Origin of the sequence: Streptomyces sp. Tu6071 (genome assembly GCF_000213055.1) — a bacterium.
In the GTDB taxonomy this organism is placed as follows: Bacteria; Actinomycetota; Actinomycetes; order Streptomycetales; family Streptomycetaceae; genus Streptomyces; species Streptomyces evansiae.
In genome coordinates this window covers 5,396,012-5,419,483 of record NZ_CM001165.1, presented here as the reverse complement: position 1 = coordinate 5,419,483, position 23,472 = coordinate 5,396,012, and the positions used below count along the sequence as shown (strand labels likewise).

The window sequence follows — 23,472 nt, the reverse complement described above, 5'->3', positions numbered from 1 at the left end:
TTCATGACACCGTCGGGGCCGGCGAGGGCCCGGTGAGCCCGCGCTCGCCGCGCCAGCCGTCCACGATGGCCTGCTGGAGGCCGAACATCTCGGCCTTCTCGTCGGGCTCCTCGTGGTCGTAGCCGAGCAGGTGGAGCACTCCGTGGACGGTGAGGAGCTGCAGCTCCTCGTCCGTGGAGTGCTCCGTGGGGGCCTCGCGGCCTTGGCGCTCGGCGACCTCGGGACACAGCACGATGTCGCCGAGCAGTCCCTGCGGGGGCTCCTCGTCGTCCTTCGCCGGGGGACGCAACTCGTCCATCGGGAAGGACATGACATCGGTGGGCCCCGGGAGGTCCATCCACTGCACGTGGAGCTGTTCCATCGCGGGGCCGTCCACGAGGATCACGGACAGCTCGGAGAGCGGGTGGATGCGCATACGGCCGAGGGCGTAGCGGGCGATGTCGAGGATGGCTTCCTCGTCGGCCTCGGTGCCGGACTCGTTGTTGACGTCGATCGACATGGTGCTGGTCCGGTCTACTTCCCGTTTCCGTCATGGCCGCCCCGCGCGCGACCGCCGTGACGGCGGCCCTGGTCCTGCTCGCGCTCGTGGGCATGGTCGTACTTCTCGTACGCGTCAACGATCCGGCCCACGAGTTTGTGCCGGACGACGTCCTGCGAGCTGAGCCGCGAGAACGACACGTCGTCCACGCCCTCCAGGATCTCCTGCACCTGCCGCAGCCCGCTCTTCGTGCCGCCGGGCAGGTCGACCTGCGTGACGTCGCCGGTGATGACGATCTTGGATTCGAAGCCGAGGCGGGTGAGGAACATCTTCATCTGCTCGGGGTTCGTGTTCTGCGCCTCGTCGAGAATGATGAAGGCGTCGTTGAGCGTACGGCCGCGCATGTACGCCAGCGGCGCGACCTCGATCGTCCCGGCTGCCATGAGGCGCGGGATGGAGTCGGGGTCGAGCATGTCGTGCAGGGCGTCGTACAGCGGACGCAGGTAGGGGTCGATCTTCTCGTAGAGCGTGCCGGGCAGGAAGCCGAGGCGTTCGCCGGCCTCCACGGCCGGGCGGGTCAGGATGATGCGGCTGACCTGCTTCGACTGGAGGGCCTGCACGGCCTTGGCCATCGCCAGGTACGTCTTGCCGGTACCGGCGGGGCCGATGCCGAAGACGATCGTGTGCTTGTCGATGGCGTCGACGTAGCGCTTCTGGTTGAGCGTCTTGGGGCGGATGGTGCGCCCGCGCGAGGAGAGGATGTTCTGGGTCAGGACCTCGGCGGGGTGCTCCTCGCCACCGGGCTCGCCCGCGCCGCTCGCGCGGAGCATCGCGATGGAGCGCTCGACGGCGTCCTCGGTCATCGGCTGCCCGGTGCGCAGCACGAGCAGCATCTCGTCGAAGAGGCGCTGGAGGAGGGCGATGTCGGCGGCGGGTCCCTGAGCGCTGATCTCGTTGCCCCGGACGTGGATGTCCGTGCCGGGGAAGGCGCTTTCGATGACGCGGAGCAGCGAATCGCCCGAGCCGAGGACCGTCACCATGGGGTGCTTCGCCGGGACGGTGATGCGAGCGGTGGAACGCTCGGGGCTGTGGGCTGTGGGTGTCTGAGTCATGGGCCGGCACTGTGGCCTGCGCATACCTCCTGTGTCAGGTCCTCGCCGGTCGAAAACCTCTTGGGCCAAGCCTACGACCCCCCGCCGACAACACCGCAGGGCTTTTCCCGCGCGGGGCGCACCGTTTTCCGGAAGGGGGAGGGGGTACCCGCGCGGACCGGACGGGGGGGTGGGCGTGGGCGACGGGCGGCGGGAGCGGACGAGGGGGCGTCGCTGGGCGGCGTTCGGGCTGAACCTGGGCATCGCGGCCCTGCTCTGGCTGCTCGCGGGGGTGTGGCTGGGCTGGGGGCGAGCGGCCTGGTGGGCGGTGTACGCACCGTTCTGGGCCGTCTTCCAGACCTTCTTCGCCGACCGGCTCGCCGCACGTGCCGCCGGGGTCCCCCGCGAGGAACACGCGCGACTGGAACGGGCCCTCCGGCGGGGCGAGTCGACCGCGTGCCCGGAGCGGCTCGCGCGGGTCGCGGCCCGGCGCCGCGTGCTGCTGCGCAACCAGGCGTGGTGCGCCCGGGGTTGCGCGGCCCTTGCGGTGGGCGCCGGGTGCTGGGGACTGGTGAGCGGGGCGGTGTCCGGGTGGTGGGCGCTCGGCGCGCTGCTCGTGGGGGTGGCGCTGCCCGTGCTGACGGCGGCGCGGGCGCGGTACTGGGAGCCCCGGCTCGTACGGGCCGAGACGGGGGCGCGGGAGGGGGCCGGGACGGGGACGCGGGAGGGGGCCGGGACGCGGGCTGAGACCGGGGCGCGGGAGGGGGCCGGGACGAAGGAGGCGGGAGGCGGCGCGGGGCGCGGACCGTGCGCGTAGGCCGCCCCGGCCCCGTACCGTCGCGTCTCCGCCCCGTACCGCCCGCCGCTCAGCCCGCTCCCCCGCCTCCCGCCCGGAACCCGATCGTCGGCACCGCGCGGCGCCGGGGCCACGGCGCGCTCGTGCCCGCGCCCGGCAGGAGGGCGTCCAGGAAGGCGTAGCGGCGCAGCGCCGCCGGGTCCTGGTCGTCGTACGCCTGGACGTGGCGCCACCACGTGGCGACCTCCGCCCAGCCGGGGGCCGAGAGCGAACCGCCGAACTCCTGCACGGAGAGCGCGGCGGTCAGGCCCGCGAAGGCGAGGCGGTCGGCGAGCGGCCAGCCCGCGAGGCTGCCGGTGAGGAAACCGGCGACGAAGACGTCCCCGGCCCCCGTCGGGTCGAGCGCCGGGACGCGGATCGCGGGGACCTCGGCGCTCTCGCCGGTGCGCCCGTCGACGGCGTACGCGCCCTCCGTACCGAGCGTGACGACGGCGAGGGGGACGTACTCGGCGAGCGCGTGCGCGGCGGCGCGCGGGCACGAGGTGCGCGTGTAGCGCATCGCCTCCTCGGCGTTCGGCAGGAACGCCTCGCAGTGGCCGAGGTCGCCGAGCGCCGCGAGCTCCCAGCGCCCCGACTCGTCCCAGCCGACGTCGGCGAAGACCCGGGTGCCGCGCGCGGCGGCGTGCGCGATCCACGGCGCGGGCCGCCCGGGGGCGAGCGAGGCGACGGCGGCGCGCGCGGGCGGCACGTTCTCGGGGGCGGGCGCGGGAATCGGCGCGTCGTGCCCGTGCGAGACCATCGTCCGCTCGCCCTCGTACGCCATCGAGACCGTCACGGGCGAGTGCCAGCCCGCGACGCGCCGCGAGGGCGTCAGGTCGATGCCCTCGCCCTGCGCGAGCGCGTCCCAGCAGTACTCCCCGTAGTGGTCGTCGCCGAACGCCGCCGCGAGCGAGGTGCGCAGCCCGAGCCGGGCGAGCGCGGTCGCCATGTTCGCGACGCCGCCGGGGCTGGAGCCCATGCCGCGCGCCCACGACTCGGTGCCCCGCACGGGAGCGGAGTCGAGCCCGGTGAAAATGATGTCGAGGAAGACGGTCCCGGTGAGGTAGACGTCGCAGACGGGCCCGGCGGGGTCGCGGATCGCGGCGAGCGGGTCGATGCGCGGGGCCGCGGACGGGTCCACGCGGGCGCCGGGCGGGTCCTCGGTACGCGGAGCGACGGGCGGGGCCGCGGACGGCTCGCTGCGGGGGGCGGCGGGGCCGGTTCCGTACGGATCGGTGCTCACGGTGCGTGCCTCCCCTGGTCGGTGCGATTGCGGCCAGTGTGCCCGATGGGCGCGAGGTGCGAGCAGCGCGCCGTGGGGTACGTTCCGGATCATGAGGCTGACGATTCTGGGCGGTGGCGGCTTCCGGGTGCCGCTCGTGTACGGGGCACTGGCGGGCGGCGAGGTCGACGAGCTGACGCTCCACGACAGCGACCCGGTGCGCCTCGGCGTGATCCGCGCGGTCCTGGAGCGACTTCCCGGCGGCGGCCCCCGCGTCCGTACCGCCGAGGACCTGGACGACGCCCTGCGCGGTGCCGACTTCGTCTTCTCCGCGATCCGCGTGGGCGGCACCGCCGGGCGTGTCGCCGACGAGCGGGTGCCGCTCGCCGAGGGCGTGCTCGGCCAGGAGACGGTCGGCGCGGGCGGCGTGCTGTACGGGCTGCGCACGGTGCCGGTCGCGGTGGAGATCGCGGAGCGGGTACGGGCCGTGGCCCCCGACGCCTGGGTCATCAACTTCACCAATCCGGCGGGGACGGTGACGGAGGCGATGGCGGGGGTGCTCGGTGAGCGCGTCATCGGGATCTGCGACTCGCCCGTGGGCCTCGTCCGGCGCGCGGCACGGGCGGCCGGGGCGGCGCCCGGCTCGGTCTCGTACGCGTACGTCGGGCTCAACCACCTCGGCTGGCTGCGCGAACTGCGCGCGGCGGACGGCACGGACCTGCTCGAAGCGCTGCTCGCGGACCGTACGGCCCTGGAGTCCTTCGAGGAGGGGCGGCTCTTCGGCGCGGACTGGCTGCGCGCGCTCGGCTCGCTGCCCAACGAGTACCTGCACTACTACTACTTCCGCCGCGAGGCCCTGGCCGCGGTGCGCGCGGCGGGCGCGACGCGCGGGGAGTTCCTGCGCGAGCAGCAGGAGGCGTTCTTCACGGCCGCGGCGCGCGAGCCCGCCCGCGCGTACGAGCTGTGGGAGGCGACGCGCCGGGAGCGCGAGGAGACGTACATGGCGGAGAGCCGCGAGGCGAGTGGCGGCTGGGAGCGCGACGAGGAGGATCTGGCGGGCGGCGGCTACGACCAGGTGGCGCTCGCGCTGATGCGGGCGATCGCGGGCGACGCGCGCGGCACGCGGCTCATCCTGAACGTGCGGAACGGGACGACGGTGCCTCAGCTCCCGCCGGACGCGATCATCGAGACGGTGTGCGAGGTGGACGCGCGGGGCGCGCACCCCCTGCCGTGCGCCCCGCTCGGCGAGGCCGAACTCGGGCTGATGCTCCAGCTCAAGGCGGTCGAGCGGGCGACGATCGAGGCGGCACTCTTCAAGGACCGCACGGCGGCCCTGCGCGCGCTGGCCCTCCACCCGCTCGTGGACTCCCCGGCGGTGGCGGCCCGGATTCTGGAGCGCACGGCGAAGGGCTGACGCGGGGGCGGGCGGAGGAAGGCGCCGGGAACGGGGCGGGCCGATGGGGGCCGGGTCCGGGGCGCGCGGCGCGGGACGGGGGCCGGAGTTCGCGGCGAGGGACCGGTGGCCGGGTTCGGGGCGCGCGGCGAGGGGCCGGTGCCGGAGTCGCGGCGCAGGGCCGGGCCCGGTGGTACGTGAAAGGCCGGCGGCGGTGGTGCGTGTCGCGGGTCATCGAGGCACGTGGGAGCGGAGCAGCGCACAAGGGCTCTCACACCCGGCGCACTTCGGGCGCATCCGGCAACTCCGGCCTGCGCGAGGAGAGTTGACGGCCCCTCTCGCGCGCTGCCCACAACAGACGAATCGGCATGGTTACCCGCCCTGCTGCATACCAAACATTAAGTGACCCAGCTCACACCCGCTCGGCTTTTCGGGTGACGAAGCGGCTTGATACAAATTGCCTCGCGCACCCGTCGCACAGCCCCGGCACCGGCCCTTCCACCGGCTCGGAGGCCCCGGCGTTCGGTGGCGAACCCCCTTTTCCCGTACCGCCCTTCCGGGCTGCCTCGCGCTGCCCCGAACCGGCGGGAAGGGCCCTCCCCCCATCGCTTCGCACCCGCTCTGGAACCGCCCGTGCCTCCGCGCCCCGCCCGGCCCCTCGTCGCCCTCTTCACGGCCGGCTATCTCGCCTCCTACCTCCTGCCCACCGTCGTCTCGCGCATCGGTTCCGGGCTCGGGCTCACCCCCGCGCACGCCGGGCTCGTCGGCAGCGGGCTGCTGCTCGGCTCGGCGAGCGCCGGATTCACCCTCGCCTCGCGCGTCGAACGCTTCGGGGCGCGCCGCGTCGCGCGCGCCGGGCTGCTCCTCGCCGCCCTCGGCTACGGGCTCGCCGCGCTCAGCGGCGTGCTGCCGCTCGTCGTGCTCGGGGTCGTCCTCGGCGGCTTCGGCTCGGGCACGGCGACGACCGTCGCCGCCTCGGGCATCGCGGCGCTGCGCGACCCGCACCGCGCCTCCTCGGCCGGGCTGCTCTCGGTCTCGGGCGTCGCGGGGGCGCTCTACCTGACGCTCCCCCACTTCGGCCCGGGCCACCGGCTCCCGCTCCTCGCGCTCGCGGTGGTGCCGCTGCTCGTGTGGCCGGCGACGCGGGGCCTCGCGGACTCCCGACCCGGCGCCGTCCCCGGGGAAAGCCCCGTCCCCGTGGCCACCGGGCGGCTCCCCTACCGCCGCTCGGGACTCGTGCTCGCGCTCTCCGTCGCGGGCTGGTCGCTCGCGCAGAACGCGCTGTGGGGCGTGAGCGGACGGATCGGCATGGAGCAGGCCGGGCTCGGCGAGGTCGCGGTCGGCGTGGTCTTCGCCGTCGCGCTCGGCGGCGGGCTCCTCGGGGTGCTCGGCGCCGGAGCCCTCGGCTCGCGGGCCGGACGCGCGGCGCCCATCGGGCTCGGCACGGTGGTCATCGCCGCGTGCATCGCGGTGAGCGCCTCCGCGCACGGGCTCGGGAGCTTCGCGGGTGGGGAGGTGCTGTGGAACACCGGCTACCCGGTCGTCCTCTCCTACCTCATCGGCCTCGCCGCCTCGCTCGACCCGCGCGGGCGCTGGGCAGTGCTCGTCGGCTCGGCGTCCTCGCTCGGCGTGGCGTGCGGCCCGGTCACCGGAAGCCTCCTCGTCGAGTCGGCGGGCTTCACGGGCATGGGCCTCGTCCTCGCGACGGCACTGCTCGTCCTCGCCGTACCGCTCACGGCCGTCGCGCTGCACACGGGCGGGCGCCCGCTCGTGCCGGGCGCGGTACGGCGCCGGGGCGGCGCGAGCGCGGCCCTCGTCGCGGCCCGCGCCGGCGCTCCCTCGGGCACGATCCCGCGGATCGGCGCCCCCGAACAGACGGTCACGGAGATCGCGGTCCCGACGGCCGACCCGGACCGCACGCACTTCGGCGCGGCGGGACCGGAACGGGTGGGGGGCTGAGGGGCGGGGCGGCGGGACGGGGGCGGGTGCCGCGGTACGGGGCGGCGGGACGGGGGGTGCTCAGGTGCGGGGCGGCGGCACGGGGGCGGGCTCGTGCGCGACGGTGCGGGGACGGGCACGGCGGGACGGGGACGAGTCGGCCGGGGACGGGCACGGCGGGACGGGGACGAGTCGGCCGGGGGCGGGGCGGCCCGTACCCGTGGAGGCCGCCCGCCCCGCACCGCCGCCGTCTCCTCAGCCCTGGAAGCGGTGTGCCTCGACGGCCTTGAGGTACCGCGTGCGCAGTTCCTCGTCGTCCTCCAGGAAGGCCGCCTCGAAGGAGTTGCGCGCGAGGGTGCGCTCCTGGTCCTCGGTGAGGCCGAGCGCGGTGCGGACGGCGTCGAAGTTGTCCTGCGCGTAGCCGCCGAAGTAGGACGGGTCGTCGGAGTTCACGGTGCACTTCAGGCCCGCGTCGAGCATGTCCCGCAGCGGGTGCTGCTCCATCGTGTCGATCCCGCGCAGCCGCACGTTCGAGAGCGGGCACAGCGTCAGCGGGATCTGCTCGCGCACGAGCCGCGCGACGAGCGCGGGGTCCTCCAGCACCCGGCGGCCGTGGTCGACGCGCTCCACACCGAGCGCGTCGAGCGCCTCGGTGACGTACTCGGGACCGCCCTCCTCGCCCGCGTGCGCGACCCGGTGCAGCCCGAGCGCGGCGGCCCGCTCGTAGACCTCGCGGAAGGGCCCCGGCGGGTTGCCCAGCTCGGCCGAGTCGAGGCCGACGCCGGTGATGCGGCCGAGATACGGCTCGGCCTCGGCGAGCGTCGCGAGCGCGGAGGCGACGGGCTGGTCGCGCAGGAAACACATGATGAGGCGGGTGCTGATCCCGTACCGCTCCACCGACCGGTCGAGCGCCCGCCCGAGCCCCTCGACGACGGTCCCGAACGGCACGCCGCGCGAGGTGTGCGCCTGCGGGTCGAAGAAGATCTCCGCATGCCGCACCCCCTGCGCGGCGGCCCGCGCCAGATACGCGTCGGCAAGCTCCTCGAAGTCACGCTCGGTGCGCAGGACCGCCATCAGCTCGTAGTAGAGGTCCAGGAAGGACTGAAGATCCTGAAAGGCGAAGGCGCTGCGCAGCGCGAGCGTGTCGTCGTGGCTGAGCGTGACCCCGTTGCGAGCGGCGAGCGCGAAGGCAAGCTCCGGTTCGAGGGTGCCTTCGATGTGAAGGTGCAGCTCTGCCTTGGGGATGGGTACAGAAGTGGGCATCCGAGAATCCTACGTGAATCACAGGCCCCCGAGACGTGGCGTGAGCCACGCGGGAAGGGAGCGGCCGGCAGGGGTGAGGCAGGTCGCGTGACGAAATGAGAGGCGAGGCACAGGACTACGGCCACGTCGGCAGCCGGGCGGCAGGGGGCGGGCCCGGCGGCCGGAGACGGAGCGGATTCCAGGGCCCAGCGCGGGAGGCGGCCCCTCGATGACCGGCGCGGCAACGGACCACGGGACCACGATCCGGTCTCGGCAGCGGCCGGGGGCGGACAACCCAACGACCGGGGCGGAGCCGGTCCCGCGGCCCGGGGCGGGATGCGACCCCTCGGCAACCGGAGCGGCGGCGACGAACGACCAAGCCGCAGGTTGGATTCGGCGACGCCCGGGGGCTGCCCCTATGTCTTTGGTCAAGGGAAACGGGGGTGCGTTGGGGTCAGCGGTCCAGGCAGCATGGCTGGGTGAGCGACCTGCTGTGGGATGACGTGCAGTGCTTCTTCGACCTGGACTTGATGGGGTCGTTGCCGGACGTGCGTGTCCCGAATGCCTCGGTCGAGGACTGGCAGATGGTCCTCGATCTTGTCGCGGAGAAGGGCTGGAAGTGCCAGTACTCCGAGGGAGAGACGGTGCTTCCGGTGCCTCGGGCGGAGGCCGTGCTGTCCCGTCCGGTGGAGACCGAGTGCCCGGGCCTGCGGGTCTGGCCGGCTGCCGATGTGTTGGTGATCTTCAGCTTCCATGCCGTCGACGAAGTCGACTTCGACATCGACCTGCGGGAGCTGCAGAGCCAGGACCGACTTGATGTGCTCTGCGGCTTGTTTCGGGAGATCGGGCGTCGGCTGGGCAAGCCGGTACTGATGGACCCGGAGGGCGAGTACGGCCATCCGGTGATCGGCTTCGACGTCGAAGCCGATCGAGTCGTTCTCCTCGCAGGCCCGCAGCTCAGGTGACGGGGATCCACGGCCGCAGTGCATAGAAGGTGCCGTCGCGAAGCATCGCGAAGAGGACGTCGGCCCGGCGCCTGGCGAGACAGAGCAGGGCCTGGGTGTGGCGCTTGCCCTGGGCAAGCTTCCTGTCGTAATAGGCCGGCGAGGTCGGGTCGCCCAGAGCGGCGAACGCGGAAGGAAGAAAGCTCGCTTGAGCTGCTTGTTTCCGCTTGTGGAAGGCTGTTCGCCACGGATCGATGAGCCCGAGCTCCGGGTCGCCGGGGGCGAGACTCGCATAGGCGGCGAGATGGCTGGCCGTCGGGAAGGTGCTGCCGTCGCCGACCTCGATCAAAATCCTGGCTCCGGTTCTGACACCGACTCCCGGCATCGAGGCCAGGACCTTCGAAAGAAGGTGGGCATCCAGCAGTTCCTCGATCCGCCCGGCCAAGAGTTTGCGCTGGTCGAGCACGGCCGTGAGTGAGGCGGCCAGGCTCGGGACGACAGCGTGGCCGCGTCGGTCCCGGGGGCAGTCACGGTCTGCTCGTCCAGGGCAGCGAAGATCCACTCGACCAGTCGCTCTGGACGTCGATGTCACCGGTGTCGATCACGTGCAGGCCCCTCCATCACGCTTTTCGTCCGGCCCTGGCACGGCACCGAGCTGCCGCATCCACGTCACGGAGGGCTCTTCCGACTTGGGTGAAGCCGGTGCTCAAGCCCCTCATCAGCGGTCCGTCGGACCCGGTGACACGACCCCAGGATCATGAACAACAAGGGGGGAAGTCATGCCGGACCCGAAGGGCGGAGGCCCCGTTGCGCAGCCACGAAGAAGGTGACCGGGGGGGCAGCCCGGCGACCAAGGCAGAGCTGGCTCCGGAGCCCGGCGCGGGATGAGCCCCTCGGCGACCGGAGTGACGGCGACGAACGACCAGTCTGCGGTTCGGACTCAGCAACGGCAGGGGCGGACAGCCCGGCGACCGAGGCGGAGCTGGTTGCGTGGCCCTGCGCGGGATGCGGCCCCTCGGCGACCGGGGTGGTGGCTGCGGGCGTCGTGCGCGCGTTCGCGATCGTTGGCACGAGCGCGACCAGCGCGAGGCCGACCTCGGTGGTCCCGCCGGGCGATCCGTACTCGCCGCCCGTTGTCCTCCTCGGGGAGAGTCAGAGGCGTGGGGGTACGGGCACGCGGTCGAAGTCCTCGGCGATGGTGAGGCCCCCTTCGTAACCGGCCGCGCGGGCCTGGCACGCGAACACGGCGGGGTCCTCGTAGCGCTGCGAGAAGTGCGTCAGCACCAGATGCCGCACCCCGGCGTCGCGGGCGAGCGCGGCGGCCTGTCCGGCGGTGAGGTGGCCGTGTTCCTCGGCGAGGGCCGCGTCCTCGTCGGCGAAGGTCGACTCGATGACGAGCAGGTCGCAGCCCTCGGCCAGCTCCTCGGCGCCCCGGCACATGCGGGTGTCCATGACGAAGGCGAAACGCTGCCCGCGCCGCACCTCGCTGACCTCTTCGAGCAGTACCCCGCGCAGCTCGCCCGCGCGCCGCAGCCGCCCCACGTCCGGCCCCTCGATACCGTGCGCCGCCAGCGCCTCGGGCAGCATCCGCACCCCGTCCGGCTCGGTGAGCCGGTAACCGAAGGACTCGACGGGATGGCTGAGCCGCCGCGTCTCCAGGGTGTAGCCGGGGGTCGTGACGAGCACGCCCTCCTCGTGCACGGGCACGGGAGTGATCCCGACGCTCTCGTAGTACGACGTCGCGTACCGCAGCCGCCGGAAGTACTCCTCGCCGCTCGCCGGGTAGTGCGCGTACACCGGGTGCGGGACCCGGTCGAGGTTGATGCGCTGGATCACCCCGGCGAGGCCGAGCGAGTGGTCCCCGTGGAAGTGCGTGACGCAGACACGGTGCAGCGCCGTCGCGGAGATCCCCGCATGGGTCATCTGCCGCTGCGTGCCCTCGCCGGGATCGAAGAGGAACGCCTCCCCGTCCCAGCGCAGGACATACCCGTTGTGCCCACGCCGCCGCGTGGGCAGCTGACTCGCGGTCCCGAGAACGACAAGCTCACGCCCTGCCATGGGCCCACCCTAGCCGGGGGGCCACTGCAGCCCGCGGCCCCCGAGGACGTGCGCGTGCACGTGGAAGACGGTCTGCCCCGCCCCCGCACCGGTGTTGAACACGATCCGGTACCCGGACTCGTCGATCTTCTCCTGCGTGGCGACCTCACCGGCCGCCGCGAGGAGGGCGGCGCTGAGCCCCGGATCGGCGGCGAGCGCGGCGGCGTTGGGGTAGTGCGCCTTGGGCACGACGAGCACGTGCGTGGGCGCCTGCGGATTGATGTCCCGGAACGCGACGGTGTGCTCGTCCTCCCGCACGACGGTCGCCGGCACCTCCCCCGCCACGATCTTGCAGAACAGACAATCCGCCTGCGGCTCACCAGCCATGAGGGGGACTCCTCTCGGAGGGACGACGATGCTGCAGGAATGGTATCGGGCAGCCAAATCGACGCTCCGGCCCAGAACTTCCGGCACCGGGAATCCAGCCGCCGCAGATCCAGCGCCGCACGCACATCCAACCCCTCCGGCGCTTGAGGAGCGGGGCCCGGGGCGGAGCCCCGTGAGGCTCGCCCCCGGCCCGGTTCGCCTACTCCGCCTCACCCCCGGGCAGGGCGGGAGCCCTCTTCGCCGGGGTCTCCTCCAGGTTGGCCAGTGCCAGGCGGATGGCCTCGTCGAGCTGCGGGTCCTCCCCGGCCGCGTACTGGTGCGGCGCGACGACGACCTCCACGTCCGGGTCCACCCCGTGGTTCTCGACGCCCCAGCCGACCGTCTCGAACCAGAAGGCGTACTTGGGCTGCGTCACCGACGTCCCGTCCACGAGCCCGTACCGGTTGTCGATGCCGACGACGCCGCCCCAGGTCCTCGTCCCGACGACGGGGCCGATCTTCAGCGCCTGGATGGCCGCGTTGACGATGTCGCCGTCCGAGCCGGAGAACTCGTTGGCGACCGCGACGACGGGGCCGCGCGGGGCCGCCTCCGGGTAGGTGCCCGGCCGCATGCCGCGTGGCACGTCCCAGCCGATGACGCGCCGGGCGAGCTTCTCCACGACGAGCTGCGAGGTGTGCCCGCCCCGGTTCTCACGGACGTCGACGACGAGCCCGTCCTTGGCGATCTCCACCCGCAGGTCGCGGTGGAGCTGCGCCCAGCCCGAGCCCACCATGTCCGGCACGTGCAGGTAGCCGAGCCGTCCGCCGGACTTCTCGTGCACGTAGGCGCGGCGGTCGGCGACCCAGTCGTGGTAGCGCAAAGCCTCCTCGTCGCGCAGCGGCTCCACGACGACGTGTCGCGGCTCGCCGCCGTCCGCCGGGCCGATGGTCAGCTCGGTGACGTGACCGGCCGTCCCGGCGAGGAGCGGCCCGGGGCCGAGCAGCGGGTCCACCGGACGGCCGCCGACCGCGAGGAGCGTGTCCCCGGCCCGTACCGCGATGCCGGGGCCCGCGAGCGGGGAGCGGGCGTGCGGGTCGGAGGTCTCGGAGGGCAGGACGCGGTCGACGTGCCACTGCCCGTCCTCGTGCCGGGATATGTCCGCGCCGAGCAGCCCGGCGCGCAGGTGACCGTGCCCGTGGCCGGGCGGGGTGACGTACGCGTGCGAGGTGCCGAGTTCGCCCTGCACCTCCCAGAGCAGGTCCACGAGGTCGTCGTGGGTCGCGACGCGCTCCAAGACGGGCCGGTAGCGGTCGAGGACGCCGTCCCAGTCGATGCCGCCCATGTCGGGGCGCCAGAAGTTGTCCCGCATGAGACGGCCCGCCTCGTCGAACATCTGCCGCCACTCGGCGGCGGGGTCGATGAGCTGCCGGACGCGGCCGAGGTCGACGGCGACGTTGTTCTCGTGGTCGTCGTCGCCCGGGGCGCGGCGGTCGCTCGGCACGACGCGGAGCTTGTCACCGGCGCGGAGCAGGACGCGCTTGCCGTCGCCCGTGACCGCGTACGACTGGGCGTCGCCGGAAAGTTCCTCGATGCGCTGCTGCGGGAAGTCCCAGCGCAGCAGGCTCGACTTGGCGCCCTCGTCGTCGGGTCCCGCGCCGGAGGTGCCGAGGACGCCGGAGACGGGGTGGCTGAGCCAGAGCACGCCGTCCTTGGCGGCCCGGAGCGAGGAGTACTCGCCGGCCTCGACGGGGAAGGGCACGATCCGGTCGGCGAGGCCCTCCACGTCGATACGGGTCTGCGGACCGCCGCCCTCGCCGCTCTCCGGGGTGCCCTCCTTGTCGGGCGTCTCGAAGGGCTTGCCGTGCCGCTGCGGGCCGAAGGGCGAGGGGGTCGTCGCGGCGAGCGTGATGAGGTGCGGGCGGGTCGTGCCGATGAAGGCGAGATCGAAGTTGTGCGCGTCGTACAGCGGGTCGAAGGCGCGGTCCGAGAGGAACGCGAGGTGCTTGCCGTCCGGCGTGAAGGCGGGGCTGTAGTCCTTGAAGCGCAGCGGGGTCGCCTCGACCGGGGCGAGGTCCGAGACGTGTGCGAGCTTGAGCTGGCGCAGCGGGTCGGGACCCGGGTGGGACCAGGCGAGCCACGTGGAGTCGGGCGAGAAGACGAGTCCGCTCGCGTCCCCGTTCTCACTGCGGTCCACCTCGCGCACCTCGCCGGAGGAGCGCTCGACGAGCAGTACCCGCCCGTCGTGGCTCGCGACGCCGAGCCGCTCGCCGTCCGGGGCGACCGCGAAGGAGAGGACGCGGCCGAGCTTGCCGCGCGCGATGCGGCGCGGGGCGGTGCCGGGGGCCGTGCCGGTCGCGGGCGCGAACTCGATGGCGTCCTCGCCCTCGGCGTCGGTCACCCAGGCGACCCACTCCTCCCCATCGAGCCGGAACGTACGCGGCAGCCTGGCCCGCACCCCCTGCTCGCCCGCGAGGACGCGCGCGGGTCCGTCGCGGTGCGTCACCCAGTGCACGGCGCCGCGCACCAGGACCGCGCTGCCGCGCCCCGTGTGGTCGGGCCGGGCGGCGGAGAGCCAGCGGGACGCGGGGATCGCGAAGGGCTGGAGATCGGCGCGCTGGCCGCCGAGACCGATGTCGAGCGGGCGCGGCTCGGCGCCCTCCAGGTCGTCGATGATCCAGAGCCGGCCCGCGCTCGCCCAGACGACGCGGGTGCCGTCGGTGGCGGCCTGGCGGGCGTAGAAGCCGTCCGGCTCGACCGGCGAGTGGCGGCGCAGGTCGCTGCCGTCGGGGAGCGAGGAGTAGAGCGCGCCGACACCTTCGTGGTCGGAGAGGAAAGCGATGCGACCGCCTACCCAGAGCGGGTCCTCGATATTGCCGTCGAGGTCCGCGTGCACACGCTGCCAGGCGCCCTCCGCGTCGGGCCCGAGCCACAACTTCCCCGCCGTACCGCCCCGGTAGCGCTTCCACCACGCGGCCTCGCGGCCCATGGAGACCGAGCCGAGCAGGACGCGTTCGCCCTCCGGTTCGTGGGCGAGCGCGCCGATCGGGCCGTACGGGAGGCGGCGGGACGCGGAACCGTCGAGGGGCAGCGCGTGCGCCCAGGTCCGGCGCAGCGAGGGCTGGCCGTGCGAGGTGATCGCCACGACGTCGCCCTCGGCGGTCCAGCCGCGCACGGACGTCTTGTTGCTGCCCCAGTAGGTGAGGCGGCGGGCCGGGCCGCCCTCCAGGGGGGCGACGAAGACCTCGGGGGCGCCCTCACGCTTGGAGGTCCAGGCGACCGTGGCGCCGTCGGGAGATATCCGCGGGTGCTGGACGGGAACGTTGTCGGCGCTGACGCGCCAGGCACGCCCTCCGTCGAGCGGGGCGATCCAGACGTCGTCCTCGGCGGTGAAGGCGATGAACTCGCCATGGATGTGCGGAAACCGTAGGTAGGCAGGCTGTGTCACAAGAGCCACCCTAAGCACGGCGAAGGACAGGGGACAGGGCCTGCCGGGCAAGCTGTGGATAACTCCGGCGAAGTCGCGACGGCCGTTACTCGTTCGAGTGAGGGAATTTATTGATTACCCGGAGTTGTCCACAGATCCGCGCCGAAGGCTTCCGCGCGGGCCTCACAGGGGTTGGGATTGATGTCGTGACGACGACGGAGAACAACCCCGCTCAGGAACGGCTGCGCACGGCGCGGACCGTGTGGCTGTGCGCCGCGCGGGCGGAAGGACCGCCCCTCGTGCGCGCCACATGGTTCGTCTTCCTCGAAGGCGTGTGGTGGATCGGCGCGGCAGCGGGCGGCACCTTGGTGCGCCTGCTCGAACGCCGGCCGCGTGCCACGCTCGCCCTCGACGGGCCCGAGCCACTGGTCGCGGAGGGCGACGCCCGCCTGCGCCGCACCGGCTTCCCCGCGCGGGTGCGCGAGTCCTTCCTCGCCAAGTACGGCTGGGACCCGGCGATACCGGCCCGCCCGGGAGAGCGCCGGGTGCTCTTGGAGATAGCGGTACGGGACTGGGTCCCGGCCTCGCTCGCGAAGTAAGGCCCCGGGGGTCAGCGCACGGCGACGGCGAGGCTGACCACGTACTGCTCCCGGACCGTCCCGCCGGGGAAGACCCCGGCAAGGATCTCCCGCTCCTCGGCGAGGAAGCGGTCCGTCCCTTCCCTGCCGAGGAGGAGGAAGTCGGAGTACGTGGCGAGATTGGCGAGGTGCGCGTCGAGCGAGACGTCCCGGCTCCACCGCACCTGCCGCCGTACGAAGGGCAGTTCACCCGGGAGCCGCCGGAAGCGGGCCTCGGGGTCGTACGAGGCGTCGCCGCCCGCGAAGAGCCGCCGTAGCCGGGCGTCCTGCTCGGCGACCCACGGCACCCCACCGTCAGAGTCGTTCCACCAGAGTGCGAGCGCGCCCCCGGGCCGCAGCACCCGCAGCGCCTCCGGAACGGACCTGCGGGGATCGGTCCAGTGCCAGGACTGGGCGTAGGTGACCACGTCGAGAGAGGAGGAGTGCAGAGGCAGAGCGTTCCCGTCCCCGAGCACGAGCGGAACCCCGGGCAACCCGACCCGGAACTGGGCGGCCATCCCGGCACCCGGCTCCACGCCCACCACCCGGGCCCCGCGCTCGACCAGCACGCGCGTCCCGAGCCCGGTCCCGGCCCCGACATCGGCCACGCGGGCCCCGACGAGCGAGAACCCGCCCAGCTCCTCGACGGCCTCAAGGAGAGCGGACGGATAGGAGGGACGGTGCGCGGCATAACCGGCGGCAGCCGAATCGAACGAAAGCCCCTGCGAGGAAGCGCGAATCATCCCCTCATGCTCGACCCCCGCCCCCCGATCCGCCATGCCCGCCCGGAAGTTCCTCCACCAGCGAAGTCAACCGCCCCGAGCGCGGCACACCCGGGTCTACCCCCACCGCCCCGTACGCCCCGACAGCAGCGCGACGGCCGCCGTGCCCGCTGTGGAGGTGCGCAGGACCGAGGGGCCCAGGCGGCAGACGTGGGCGCCGGCCGCGGTGAAACTCGCGATCTCCTCGGGGGCGACACCGCCCTCGGGGCCGACGACGAGGACGATGTCGCCCTCGTCGGGGAGGGGGAGCGTCGCGAGCGGGGTGCTCGCGGTCCCGGTGTCCTCGTGGAGGACGACGGCGAGCGCCGCGCGCGAGAGGAGGGCCGCCGCCTCCTTCGTGGAGACGGCCTCGGCGATCTCGGGGAAGCGGGGGCGGCGGGACTGCTTGCCCGCCTCGCGCGCCGTCGCCCGCCACTTGGCGAGGGACTTCGCACCCCGGTCGCCGCGCCACTGCGTCACGCAGCGGGCCGCCTGCCACGGCACGATCGCGTCGACACCCGTCTCCGTCATCGTCTCGACGGCGAGTTCCCCCCGGTCCCCCTTGGGCAGCGCCTGGACCACGACGAGCCGCGGGCTCGGTACCGGCTCCTCGCGCAGCTCACCGACCTCGACGCTCAGCCGGTCCTTGCCCTCGGCGGCCTTCACGACGCACGGTGCCCACCGCCCCTCCCCGTCGCTGAGCACGATCTCCTCACCGGGACGCAACCGCTTCACGGAGACCGCGTGCCGCCCCTCGGGCCCGTCGAGGACGAAGGCCCCGCCGGGTACGGCCTCTTCGGCGAGCCGGGGGGCGAGGAAAACGGCGGCGGTCATGCCGGTCCTTTCAGCGGTACGCGTTCAGCGGCGCGGGTTCTGGAGAGCAAGGGTCAGGGGCACGGGTGTCAGGGGCACGGGGTGCAGAGGCACGCGGTTCACGGGGAGGGGGTTCAGCGCGTCAACGGTGTGAGCGCCGCGCGCGTCTCGGCGGCGAGCGTCTCGACGAGGCGCCCGGCGGCGAGCGTACGGGCCAGCCGGTGACCCTGCCCGGCCCAGAGTGCCATGCCGTCCGCGTCCCCCGCGCCCGCCGCGGCCCGCCGCAGCCCCGCCGTGAGGTGGTGCACCCGCGGGTACGCGGCCGGAGCCTCGGCCGAGTGCGCCCGTACGAAACGGTTGACGAGCCCGCGCGCGGGACGGCCCGAGAAGGCCCGCGTCAGCGTCGTACGGGTGAAGTGCGGGCTCGTCAGCGCCGTCTTGTGCACGGGGTGCGCCCCGGATTCGGGGCAGGGCAGGAAGGCGGTGCCGAGCTGAGCGGCCTCAGCCCCCGCCGCGAGCACGGCCGCGATCTGCGTACCGCGCATGAGGCCGCCCGCCGCGAGGAACGGCAACGGCACGGTGTGGCGGACCTGTTCGAGGAGGCTGAGGAGCCCGAGCCCGCAGCCGTCGGTGGCGGGGTCGTCGAGGTGCGTGCCCTGGTGGCCCCCCGCCTCGACGCCCTGCACGCACAGCGCGTCCGCCCCCACCCACTGCGCGGCGCGCGCCTCCTCGGGGGTGGTCACGGTGACGACGGTGAGGGTGCCGACGCGCTGGAAGGCGTCGAGCACGTCGCGGCTGGGGCAGCCGAAGGTGAAGGAGACGACGGCGACGGGCTCGGCGAGCAGCACCGCGACCTTCGCGTCGAAGAAGTCGTCCAGCGCACCGTCCGGAAGGCCCCCGAGCGGGGCCCCGTACCGCGCGCTCTCCCCCGCAAGCCCGTCCGCGTACGCGTCGACGGCATCCGCGTCCGCTTCCGGCTGGGGCAGGAAGAGGTTGACCCCGAAGGGCCGCCCGGTCAGCTCCCGGGTCCGGCGCGCCTCGTCCCGTACCGCCTCGGCACTCTTGTACCCGCCGGCGAGGAACCCGAGCCCCCCGGCCTCCGACACGGCGGCGGCCAGCTCGGGACAGGAGGCACCACCGGCCATCGGAGCCTGCACAACGGGATGGCGCAACAACTCGCCGAACACAGAGGACATCCCGAAATCGTCCCACGAGCCGCACCAGCGGCACGCACGGGACCCGCTCCTACGGCGCTGGAGGAGCGCGGTCCGGGGCGGAGCCCCGAGAGGCCCGCCCCGGACCGCGACGACTACCGCTCAGCCGCCCGTGGAACGCGTCAGCTCCGCCCGTTGAACGCGTCCTTGAGCCGCGAGAACAGCCCCTGCTGGCCCGGCTGGAACTGCCCCGTGGGCCGTTCCTCGTTCCTGAGCTTCGCCAGCTCCCGCAGCAACCGCTCCTGCTCCGCGTCGAGCTTCCCCGGCGTCTGCACCTCCACGTGCACGATGAGGTCACCGCGCCCGCCGCCCCGCAGGTGCGTGACCCCGCGCCCGTGCAGCGGCACGGACTGGCCGGACTGCGTACCCGGCCTGATGTCGACGTCCTCGGTCCCGTCGAGCGTGTCGAGCGGCACCTTCGTACCGAGCGCGGCGGCCGTCATCGGGATCGTCACCGTGCAGTGCAGGTCGTCGCCGCGCCGCTGGAAGACGGAGTGGGCCGTCTCGTGGATCTCGACGTAGAGGTCACCGGCGGGACCGCCGCCCGGCCCGACCTCGCCCTCGCCCGCGAGCTGGATGCGCGTGCCGTTGTCGACCCCGGCCGGGATCTTCACGGTGAGCGTGCGCCGCGAGCGGATGCGGCCGTCCCCGGCGCACTCGGGGCACGGGTTCGGCACGATCGTGCCGAAGCCCTGGCACTGCGGGCAGGGCCGCGAGGTCATGACCTGTCCGAGGAAGGACCGCGTGACCTGCGAGACCTCGCCGCGCCCGCGACACATGTCGCAGGTCTGCGCCGAGGTGCCCGGGGCCGCGCCCTCGCCGTTGCAGGTCGAGCAGATGATCGCGGTGTCGACCTGGATCTCCTTGGTGGTGCCGAAGGCCGCCTCGTTGAGGTCGATCTCCAGGCGGATCATGGCGTCCTGGCCCCGGCGGGTCCGCGAGCGCGGGCCGCGCTGCTGGGACGTGCCGAAGAAGGCGTCCATGATGTCCGAGAAGTTGCCGAAGCCCGCGCCGCCGAAGCCGCCACCGGCCCCGCCACCGCCGCCCGCCTGCGAGAGCGGGTCGCCGCCGAGATCGTAGACCTGCTTCTTCTGCGGGTCCGAGAGCACCTCGTAGGCGGCGTTGATCTCCTTGAACCGCTCCTGGGTCTTCGGGTCGGGGTTGACGTCAGGGTGGAGTTCCCTGGCCAGCCGGCGGAAGGCCTTCTTGATCTCGTCCGGGGAGGCGTCGCGGCGCACGCCGAGTACGGCGTAGTAGTCCGTGGCCACTTACGACTCCGCCAGGATCTGTCCGACGTAACGAGCCACTGCGCGTACCGCTCCCATCGTTCCGGGGTAGTCCATGCGGGTCGGTCCGACCACGCCGAGCTTGGCGACTGCCTCGCCGCCCGAACCGTAACCGACCGACACCACCGAGGTGGAGTTGAGCCCCTCGTAGGCGTTCTCATGACCGATCCGGACCGCCATCCGCGGGTCGTTGACCTCGCCGAGCAGCCGCAGGAGCACCACCTGCTCCTCCAGCGCTTCCAGCACCGGACGGATCATGAGGGGGAAGTCCTGCCCGTACCGCGCGAGATTCGCCGTACCGCCGATCATGAGCCGTTCCTCGGTCTCCTCGACGACCGTTTCGAGCAGCGTGGACAGGACGACGGCGACCGTGCCGCGGTCCTCCTGCTCGAAGGAGTCGGGGAGATCCTGGACGAGCTGCGGGACGTCGGCGAAGCGACGCCCCGAGATCCGGCTGTTGAGCCGGGCCCGCAGATCGGCCACGGAGGTCTCGCCGAACGGCGCCGGGCAGTCGATCATCCGCTGCTCGACGCGGCCCGTGTCGGTGATCAGCACGAGCATGACGCGCGCGGGGCTCATCGAGAGCAACTCGACGTGCCGCACGGTGGAGCGCGTCAGCGAGGGGTACTGCACGACGGCGACCTGCCGCGTGAGCTGCGCGAGCAGCCGTACGGTGCGGCCGACGACGTCGTCCAGGTCGACCGCGCTGTCCAGGAAACTCTGGATGGCGCGGCGTTCGGGCGCGGTCATCGGCTTGATGTCGGCGAGCTTGTCGACGAAGAGGCGGTAGCCCTTGTCCGTCGGGATACGGCCCGCGCTGGTGTGCGGCTGGGCGATGTACCCCTCGTCCTCCAGCGCCGCCATGTCGTTGCGCACGGTGGCAGGGGAGACCCCGAGCCTGTGCCGCTCGGTGAGCGCCTTGGAGCCGACGGGCTCCTCGGTGCCGACGTAGTCCTGGACGATGGCGCGCAGGACTTCGAGTCTGCGTTCGCTGAGCACGCCGCCACCTCCCTGGCCTCCGGCCGGAGCCTCCGGTCCGGGCCTGGCACTCGCCCTGTCTGAGTGCCAGAACTTCCCCGGCCAGTGTACGGCCGTACGGTGGCCCCCGGGCAAGGCCGGGCAGCGCTTTGTGGCACTTCACCGGCGGCCCGCCGCACGCGCGCGGGGCCGTACCGGGGTGAGCGGGACGGAACGGGGCAGGGTGTCGGCAGGGACAGCGGGGTTGTGGCGGAGACGGCGGGTGCGGAGCGGTGGCGGTCCGCCGCGCGCCCCGGACCGCCACCGACGAGCGGGGAGCGCGATGGAGTTGACCGAACTGCCGGAGTGGGAGCACCCGGCGCCGGGCGTGGCACGGCTGCGGCTGCCCGGCTGGGACTGCACGGCGGGGCTCGTACGGGGCGAGGATGCGGCCCTCCTCGTGGATCCGGGCGCGGGCCTCGCGCAGGGCGAGGCGGTGCGGCGCGCGGCGGAACGGCTCCTCGGCGACGGCTCGCGCGTGACGCATCTCGCACTCACGCACCCGCACTTCGACCACGCGCTCGGCGCCCCGGCCGTGGAGGCCCCGGTGTACGCGGCGGTGGGTGCCGAGTCGCTCCTCGGTACGGAGGCGGGCCGCGCCGAGCTGCGCGAGGACGCGGTACGGCACGGGCTCGACCCCGCGGAGGCACGGCGGGCCGCCGCGTTGCTGCGGGGGCCCGACCAGCCGGTGAGCGGCGAGTTCGCGCTCGACCTCGGCGGCGGGCGGCGCGTACTGCTCGCCAATGTCGGGCCCGGACACTCGGGCCACGACCTCGTGCTCGTGGTGCCGGGCGAGCGGACGGTGGTCTTCTGCGGAGATCTCGTGGAGGAATCGGGTGAGCCGCAGGCGGGCCCCGACGCGGTCCCCGCGCGCTGGCCCGGGGCCCTGGACCGGCTGCTCGGACTGGGCGGCGACGAGGCGGTGTACGTGCCGGGGCACGGCGCACTGGTGGACGCGGCGTTCGTACGGCGTCAGCGGGACACCCTCGCGCGGCGGTTCGGCGTGTCGTGAGCCGAGGGGGGTGGGCGGCGCGGGGTTGAGGGGGCGCGGGGTGAGCGGCATGGCGTGAGCGACGCGGCGGGGCCGTCGAAGTGAGCGGCGCGGCAGGGCCGTACGGCGTGTCGTGGTCGCCCGGACGGCCGTATGTTCCTATCGTCCTGGGAATGCGCGCGTACTCCCCCGACCTCACCCCGCCCTGGAAGAAGCGGCGGACCGTCCCCCAGGTGCCGCTGGAGCGGGATCTCGTCGTGGAAGAGGTGACGAGCGGCTTCTGCGGGGCGGTGACCGGCTGGGAGAAGTCGGCGCAGGGGCTTGTCGTGTCACTGGAGGACCGTTTCGGCAAGACGCGGGTCTTCCCGCTCACGGAGGGCGGTTTCCTCCTGGAAGGCCACGCGGTCACCCTCGTACGGCCCGCCGCCGCGACCCCGGCGGCCCCCTCCCGCACGGCCTCCGGCTCTGTCGCGGTCCCCGGCGCGCGGGCGCGCGTGGCACGGGCGGGGCGGATCTACGTGGAGGGGCGGCACGACGCGGAGCTGGTGGAGCGGGTGTGGGGCGACGACCTGCGGATCGAGGGGGTCGTGGTCGAGTACCTGGAGGGGGTCGACGATCTCCCCGCGATCGTCGAGGAGTTCGCACCCGGTCCCGACGCGCGGCTCGGCGTGCTGGTCGACCACCTGGTGCCGGGCTCGAAGGAGGCGAGGATCGCGGCGGAGGTCGCGAGCCCGCACGCGCTGGTCGTGGGGCACCCGTACATCGACATCTGGGAAGCGGTGAAGCCGTCCTCGGTCGGCATCGCGGCCTGGCCCCGCGTCCCGCGCGGGCAGGACTGGAAGACGGGCATCTGCCGCGCCCTCGGCTGGCCGGAGAACACGGGCGCGGCCTGGCAGCACATCCTGTCCCGCGTCCACTCCTACAAGGACCTGGAACCGGAACTACTCGGCCGCGTGGAAGAACTGATCGACTTCGTGACGGCTCCCGACCAGACCTGACCGCCCCTCAGGGGCCGCCGACCGGCTACCGCCGGTTTCTTCCCTGCGCGTGATCGCTCCCGCGCGCTCGGCTCCGTCGTTGACCTTCCCCCTGGGGCAGACCCCAGCCTGCCCCCACGAAGGGGCGACCGTCGCCCCGTCCAGAGGGAGGAACCCCCGTATGAAAGCGCTCGTGCTCGACATCGGCGGCGTCCTTGAGTACACGCCCGCGACAGGGTGGGCGGCGCGGTGGGAGGAGCGGCTCGGGCTGGCGTCCGGGGCGGTGGAGGCACGGATGGCGGACGTGTGGGAGGCGGGGGCGCTCGGGCGGATCGGCGAGGGGGCGGTACGGGAGCGGGTGGCCTTGCGGCTCGGGCTCGACGCCGCCGGCCTCGACGCCTTCATGGACGACCTGTGGGCGGAGTACCTCGGGACCCCGAACACCGAGCTGATCGCCTTCGTCCGGGGTCTGCGCGGTCGCTGCCGCCTCGGCATCCTGAGCAACAGCTTCGTCGGGGCGCGCGAGCGCGAGGCGGCGCTGTACGGCTTCGACACGCTGGTCGAGCACCTCTCGTACTCGCACGAGACGGGCCTCGCCAAGCCCGACCCGCGCGCCTACGCGGCCGTGTGCGAGGCGCTGGGGGTACGGCCCCGGGACTGCCTCTTCGTCGACGACGCCCCGCCGAACATCGTGGCGGCCGAGGCGGCCGGGATGAGTGCACATCTGTTCACTGACAACGCCGGGACGCTCGCCCGCATACGCGCACACTTGTACACCGAAGCCTGACGCCCGGTCGGTACAGCCGTGCACCGAGCAGGGCGGATC

At 73.6% G+C, this 23,472-nt stretch carries 20 protein-coding genes and 1 pseudogene; 8 read left to right on the top strand and 13 right to left on the bottom strand.

Annotated elements, in window-relative coordinates:
• Position 1: 1 nt before the first annotated feature.
• Both ybeY and STTU_RS22680 read right to left on the bottom strand, forming a co-directional pair.
• On the bottom strand, positions 2 to 499 hold the full coding sequence (gene ybeY / locus STTU_RS22685; RefSeq protein WP_007827192.1) for an rRNA maturation RNase YbeY: 498 nt from the start codon (positions 497 to 499) through the stop codon (positions 2 to 4).
• A gap of 14 nt (positions 500 to 513) precedes the next feature.
• The gene (locus STTU_RS22680; RefSeq protein ID WP_007827191.1) at positions 514 to 1,590 is read right to left on the bottom strand and encodes a PhoH family protein; all 1,077 of its coding nucleotides are present in this window, start codon (positions 1,588 to 1,590) and stop codon (positions 514 to 516) included.
• A gap of 175 nt (positions 1,591 to 1,765) precedes the next feature.
• Here STTU_RS22680 and STTU_RS22675 point away from each other — a divergent pair, with 175 nt between their 5' ends.
• Complete coding sequence (locus tag STTU_RS22675) at positions 1,766 to 2,386, top strand: hypothetical protein (RefSeq protein ID WP_007827190.1); 621 nt, start codon at positions 1,766 to 1,768, stop codon at positions 2,384 to 2,386.
• 49 nt (positions 2,387 to 2,435) lie between these two features.
• Here the strand turns inward: STTU_RS22675 and STTU_RS22670 are convergent, their stop codons facing one another.
• Positions 2,436 to 3,545, bottom strand: coding sequence for a carbohydrate kinase family protein (locus STTU_RS22670; RefSeq protein WP_234019410.1), 1,110 nt, complete (start codon positions 3,543 to 3,545; stop codon positions 2,436 to 2,438).
• A 193-nt stretch (positions 3,546 to 3,738) separates the two neighbouring features.
• Here STTU_RS22670 and STTU_RS22665 point away from each other — a divergent pair, with 193 nt between their 5' ends.
• Positions 3,739 to 5,040, top strand: coding sequence for a 6-phospho-beta-glucosidase (locus tag STTU_RS22665; RefSeq protein WP_007827188.1), 1,302 nt, complete (start codon positions 3,739 to 3,741; stop codon positions 5,038 to 5,040).
• 612 nt (positions 5,041 to 5,652) lie between these two features.
• On the top strand, positions 5,653 to 6,978 hold the full coding sequence (locus tag STTU_RS22660; RefSeq protein WP_007827187.1) for an MFS transporter: 1,326 nt from the start codon (positions 5,653 to 5,655) through the stop codon (positions 6,976 to 6,978).
• Between the two features lie 234 nt (positions 6,979 to 7,212).
• On the opposite strand, the gene STTU_RS22655 is transcribed toward STTU_RS22660, so the two are convergent.
• On the bottom strand, positions 7,213 to 8,220 hold the full coding sequence (locus STTU_RS22655) for an adenosine deaminase (protein WP_007827186.1): 1,008 nt from the start codon (positions 8,218 to 8,220) through the stop codon (positions 7,213 to 7,215).
• 458 nt (positions 8,221 to 8,678) lie between these two features.
• On the opposite strand from STTU_RS22655, the gene STTU_RS22650 reads away from it, so the two are divergent.
• Positions 8,679 to 9,164, top strand: coding sequence for a hypothetical protein (locus tag STTU_RS22650; protein ID WP_007827185.1), 486 nt, complete (start codon positions 8,679 to 8,681; stop codon positions 9,162 to 9,164).
• On the opposite strand, the pseudogene STTU_RS22645 reads toward STTU_RS22650, so the two are convergent.
• The 4 genes and pseudogenes from STTU_RS22645 to STTU_RS22630 all read right to left on the bottom strand — a co-directional run.
• A pseudogene (locus tag STTU_RS22645) lies at positions 9,157 to 9,728 on the bottom strand (transposase); the annotation flags it as partial. The gene STTU_RS22650 and the pseudogene STTU_RS22645 sit on opposite strands and share 8 nt — an antisense overlap.
• Before the next feature lie 567 nt (positions 9,729 to 10,295).
• A complete protein-coding gene (locus STTU_RS22640; RefSeq protein ID WP_007827178.1) occupies positions 10,296 to 11,201 on the bottom strand; it encodes a ribonuclease Z in 906 nt (301 codons plus the stop codon).
• 9 nt (positions 11,202 to 11,210) lie between these two features.
• Positions 11,211 to 11,567 (bottom strand): histidine triad nucleotide-binding protein, encoded by a 357-nt coding sequence (locus tag STTU_RS22635; protein WP_009065191.1) that lies wholly within the window; start codon positions 11,565 to 11,567, stop codon positions 11,211 to 11,213.
• Positions 11,568 to 11,766: 199 nt separating this feature from the next.
• Complete coding sequence (locus STTU_RS22630) at positions 11,767 to 14,991, bottom strand: S41 family peptidase (RefSeq protein ID WP_043256020.1); 3,225 nt, start codon at positions 14,989 to 14,991, stop codon at positions 11,767 to 11,769.
• A 185-nt stretch (positions 14,992 to 15,176) separates the two neighbouring features.
• Here STTU_RS22630 and STTU_RS22625 point away from each other — a divergent pair, with 185 nt between their 5' ends.
• Entirely contained in the window at positions 15,177 to 15,569 is a 393-nt protein-coding gene (locus STTU_RS22625) for a pyridoxamine 5'-phosphate oxidase family protein (protein ID WP_007827175.1), read from the top strand.
• Between the two features lie 11 nt (positions 15,570 to 15,580).
• Here STTU_RS22625 and STTU_RS22620 read toward each other — a convergent pair whose 3' ends face one another.
• The 5 genes from STTU_RS22620 to hrcA all read right to left on the bottom strand — a co-directional run bounded on the left by STTU_RS22620 (position 15,581) and on the right by hrcA (position 20,660).
• A complete protein-coding gene (locus STTU_RS22620; RefSeq protein WP_007827174.1) occupies positions 15,581 to 16,366 on the bottom strand; it encodes a class I SAM-dependent methyltransferase in 786 nt (261 codons plus the stop codon).
• Positions 16,367 to 16,426: 60 nt separating this feature from the next.
• Complete coding sequence (locus STTU_RS22615) at positions 16,427 to 17,182, bottom strand: 16S rRNA (uracil(1498)-N(3))-methyltransferase (RefSeq protein ID WP_007827173.1); 756 nt, start codon at positions 17,180 to 17,182, stop codon at positions 16,427 to 16,429.
• A gap of 113 nt (positions 17,183 to 17,295) precedes the next feature.
• Positions 17,296 to 18,357 carry a nitronate monooxygenase gene (locus STTU_RS22610; RefSeq protein ID WP_043256019.1) on the bottom strand — a complete coding sequence of 354 codons (1,062 nt, stop codon included), beginning with the start codon at positions 18,355 to 18,357 and terminating at the stop codon, positions 17,296 to 17,298.
• Positions 18,358 to 18,497: 140 nt separating this feature from the next.
• Positions 18,498 to 19,643, bottom strand: a complete 1,146-nt coding sequence (dnaJ, locus tag STTU_RS22605; protein WP_007827171.1) for a molecular chaperone DnaJ — start codon at positions 19,641 to 19,643, stop codon at positions 18,498 to 18,500.
• Positions 19,644 to 20,660, bottom strand: a complete 1,017-nt coding sequence (gene hrcA, locus STTU_RS22600; RefSeq protein ID WP_007827170.1) for a heat-inducible transcriptional repressor HrcA — start codon at positions 20,658 to 20,660, stop codon at positions 19,644 to 19,646.
• Between the two features lie 301 nt (positions 20,661 to 20,961).
• Between hrcA and STTU_RS22595 the strand changes: the two genes are divergently transcribed.
• The 3 genes from STTU_RS22595 (at position 20,962) to STTU_RS22585 (ending at position 23,433) form a co-directional block, all read left to right on the top strand.
• Complete coding sequence (locus STTU_RS22595; RefSeq protein WP_007827169.1) at positions 20,962 to 21,690, top strand: MBL fold metallo-hydrolase; 729 nt, start codon at positions 20,962 to 20,964, stop codon at positions 21,688 to 21,690.
• A gap of 152 nt (positions 21,691 to 21,842) precedes the next feature.
• Positions 21,843 to 22,667 (top strand): DUF3097 domain-containing protein, encoded by an 825-nt coding sequence (locus tag STTU_RS22590; protein ID WP_007827168.1) that lies wholly within the window; start codon positions 21,843 to 21,845, stop codon positions 22,665 to 22,667.
• Positions 22,668 to 22,827: 160 nt separating this feature from the next.
• Entirely contained in the window at positions 22,828 to 23,433 is a 606-nt protein-coding gene (locus STTU_RS22585) for an HAD family hydrolase (protein ID WP_007827167.1), read from the top strand.
• The last annotated feature ends 39 nt before the right edge of the window (positions 23,434 to 23,472 follow it).

Bases quoted from the DNA above. Each gene is read 5' to 3' on its own strand.
- STTU_RS22610 (WP_043256019.1), bottom strand. From the start codon at position 18,357: ATGTCCTCTGTGTTCGGCGAGTTGTTGCGCCATCCCGTTGTGCAGGCT.
- STTU_RS22620 (WP_007827174.1), bottom strand. From the start codon at position 16,366: ATGGCGGATCGGGGGGCGGGGGTCGAGCATGAGGGGATGATTCGCGCT.
- STTU_RS22665 (WP_007827188.1), top strand. From the start codon at position 3,739: ATGAGGCTGACGATTCTGGGCGGTGGCGGCTTCCGGGTGCCGCTCGTG.
- STTU_RS22635 (WP_009065191.1), bottom strand. From the start codon at position 11,567: ATGGCTGGTGAGCCGCAGGCGGATTGTCTGTTCTGCAAGATCGTGGCG.
- STTU_RS22585 (WP_007827167.1), top strand. From the start codon at position 22,828: ATGAAAGCGCTCGTGCTCGACATCGGCGGCGTCCTTGAGTACACGCCC.
- STTU_RS22615 (WP_007827173.1), bottom strand. From the start codon at position 17,182: ATGACCGCCGCCGTTTTCCTCGCCCCCCGGCTCGCCGAAGAGGCCGTA.
- STTU_RS22680 (WP_007827191.1), bottom strand. From the start codon at position 1,590: ATGACTCAGACACCCACAGCCCACAGCCCCGAGCGTTCCACCGCTCGC.
- STTU_RS22640 (WP_007827178.1), bottom strand. From the start codon at position 11,201: ATGGCAGGGCGTGAGCTTGTCGTTCTCGGGACCGCGAGTCAGCTGCCC.
- ybeY (WP_007827192.1), bottom strand. From the start codon at position 499: ATGTCGATCGACGTCAACAACGAGTCCGGCACCGAGGCCGACGAGGAA.
- STTU_RS22595 (WP_007827169.1), top strand. From the start codon at position 20,962: ATGGAGTTGACCGAACTGCCGGAGTGGGAGCACCCGGCGCCGGGCGTG.
- STTU_RS22655 (WP_007827186.1), bottom strand. From the start codon at position 8,220: ATGCCCACTTCTGTACCCATCCCCAAGGCAGAGCTGCACCTTCACATC.
- STTU_RS22590 (WP_007827168.1), top strand. From the start codon at position 21,843: ATGCGCGCGTACTCCCCCGACCTCACCCCGCCCTGGAAGAAGCGGCGG.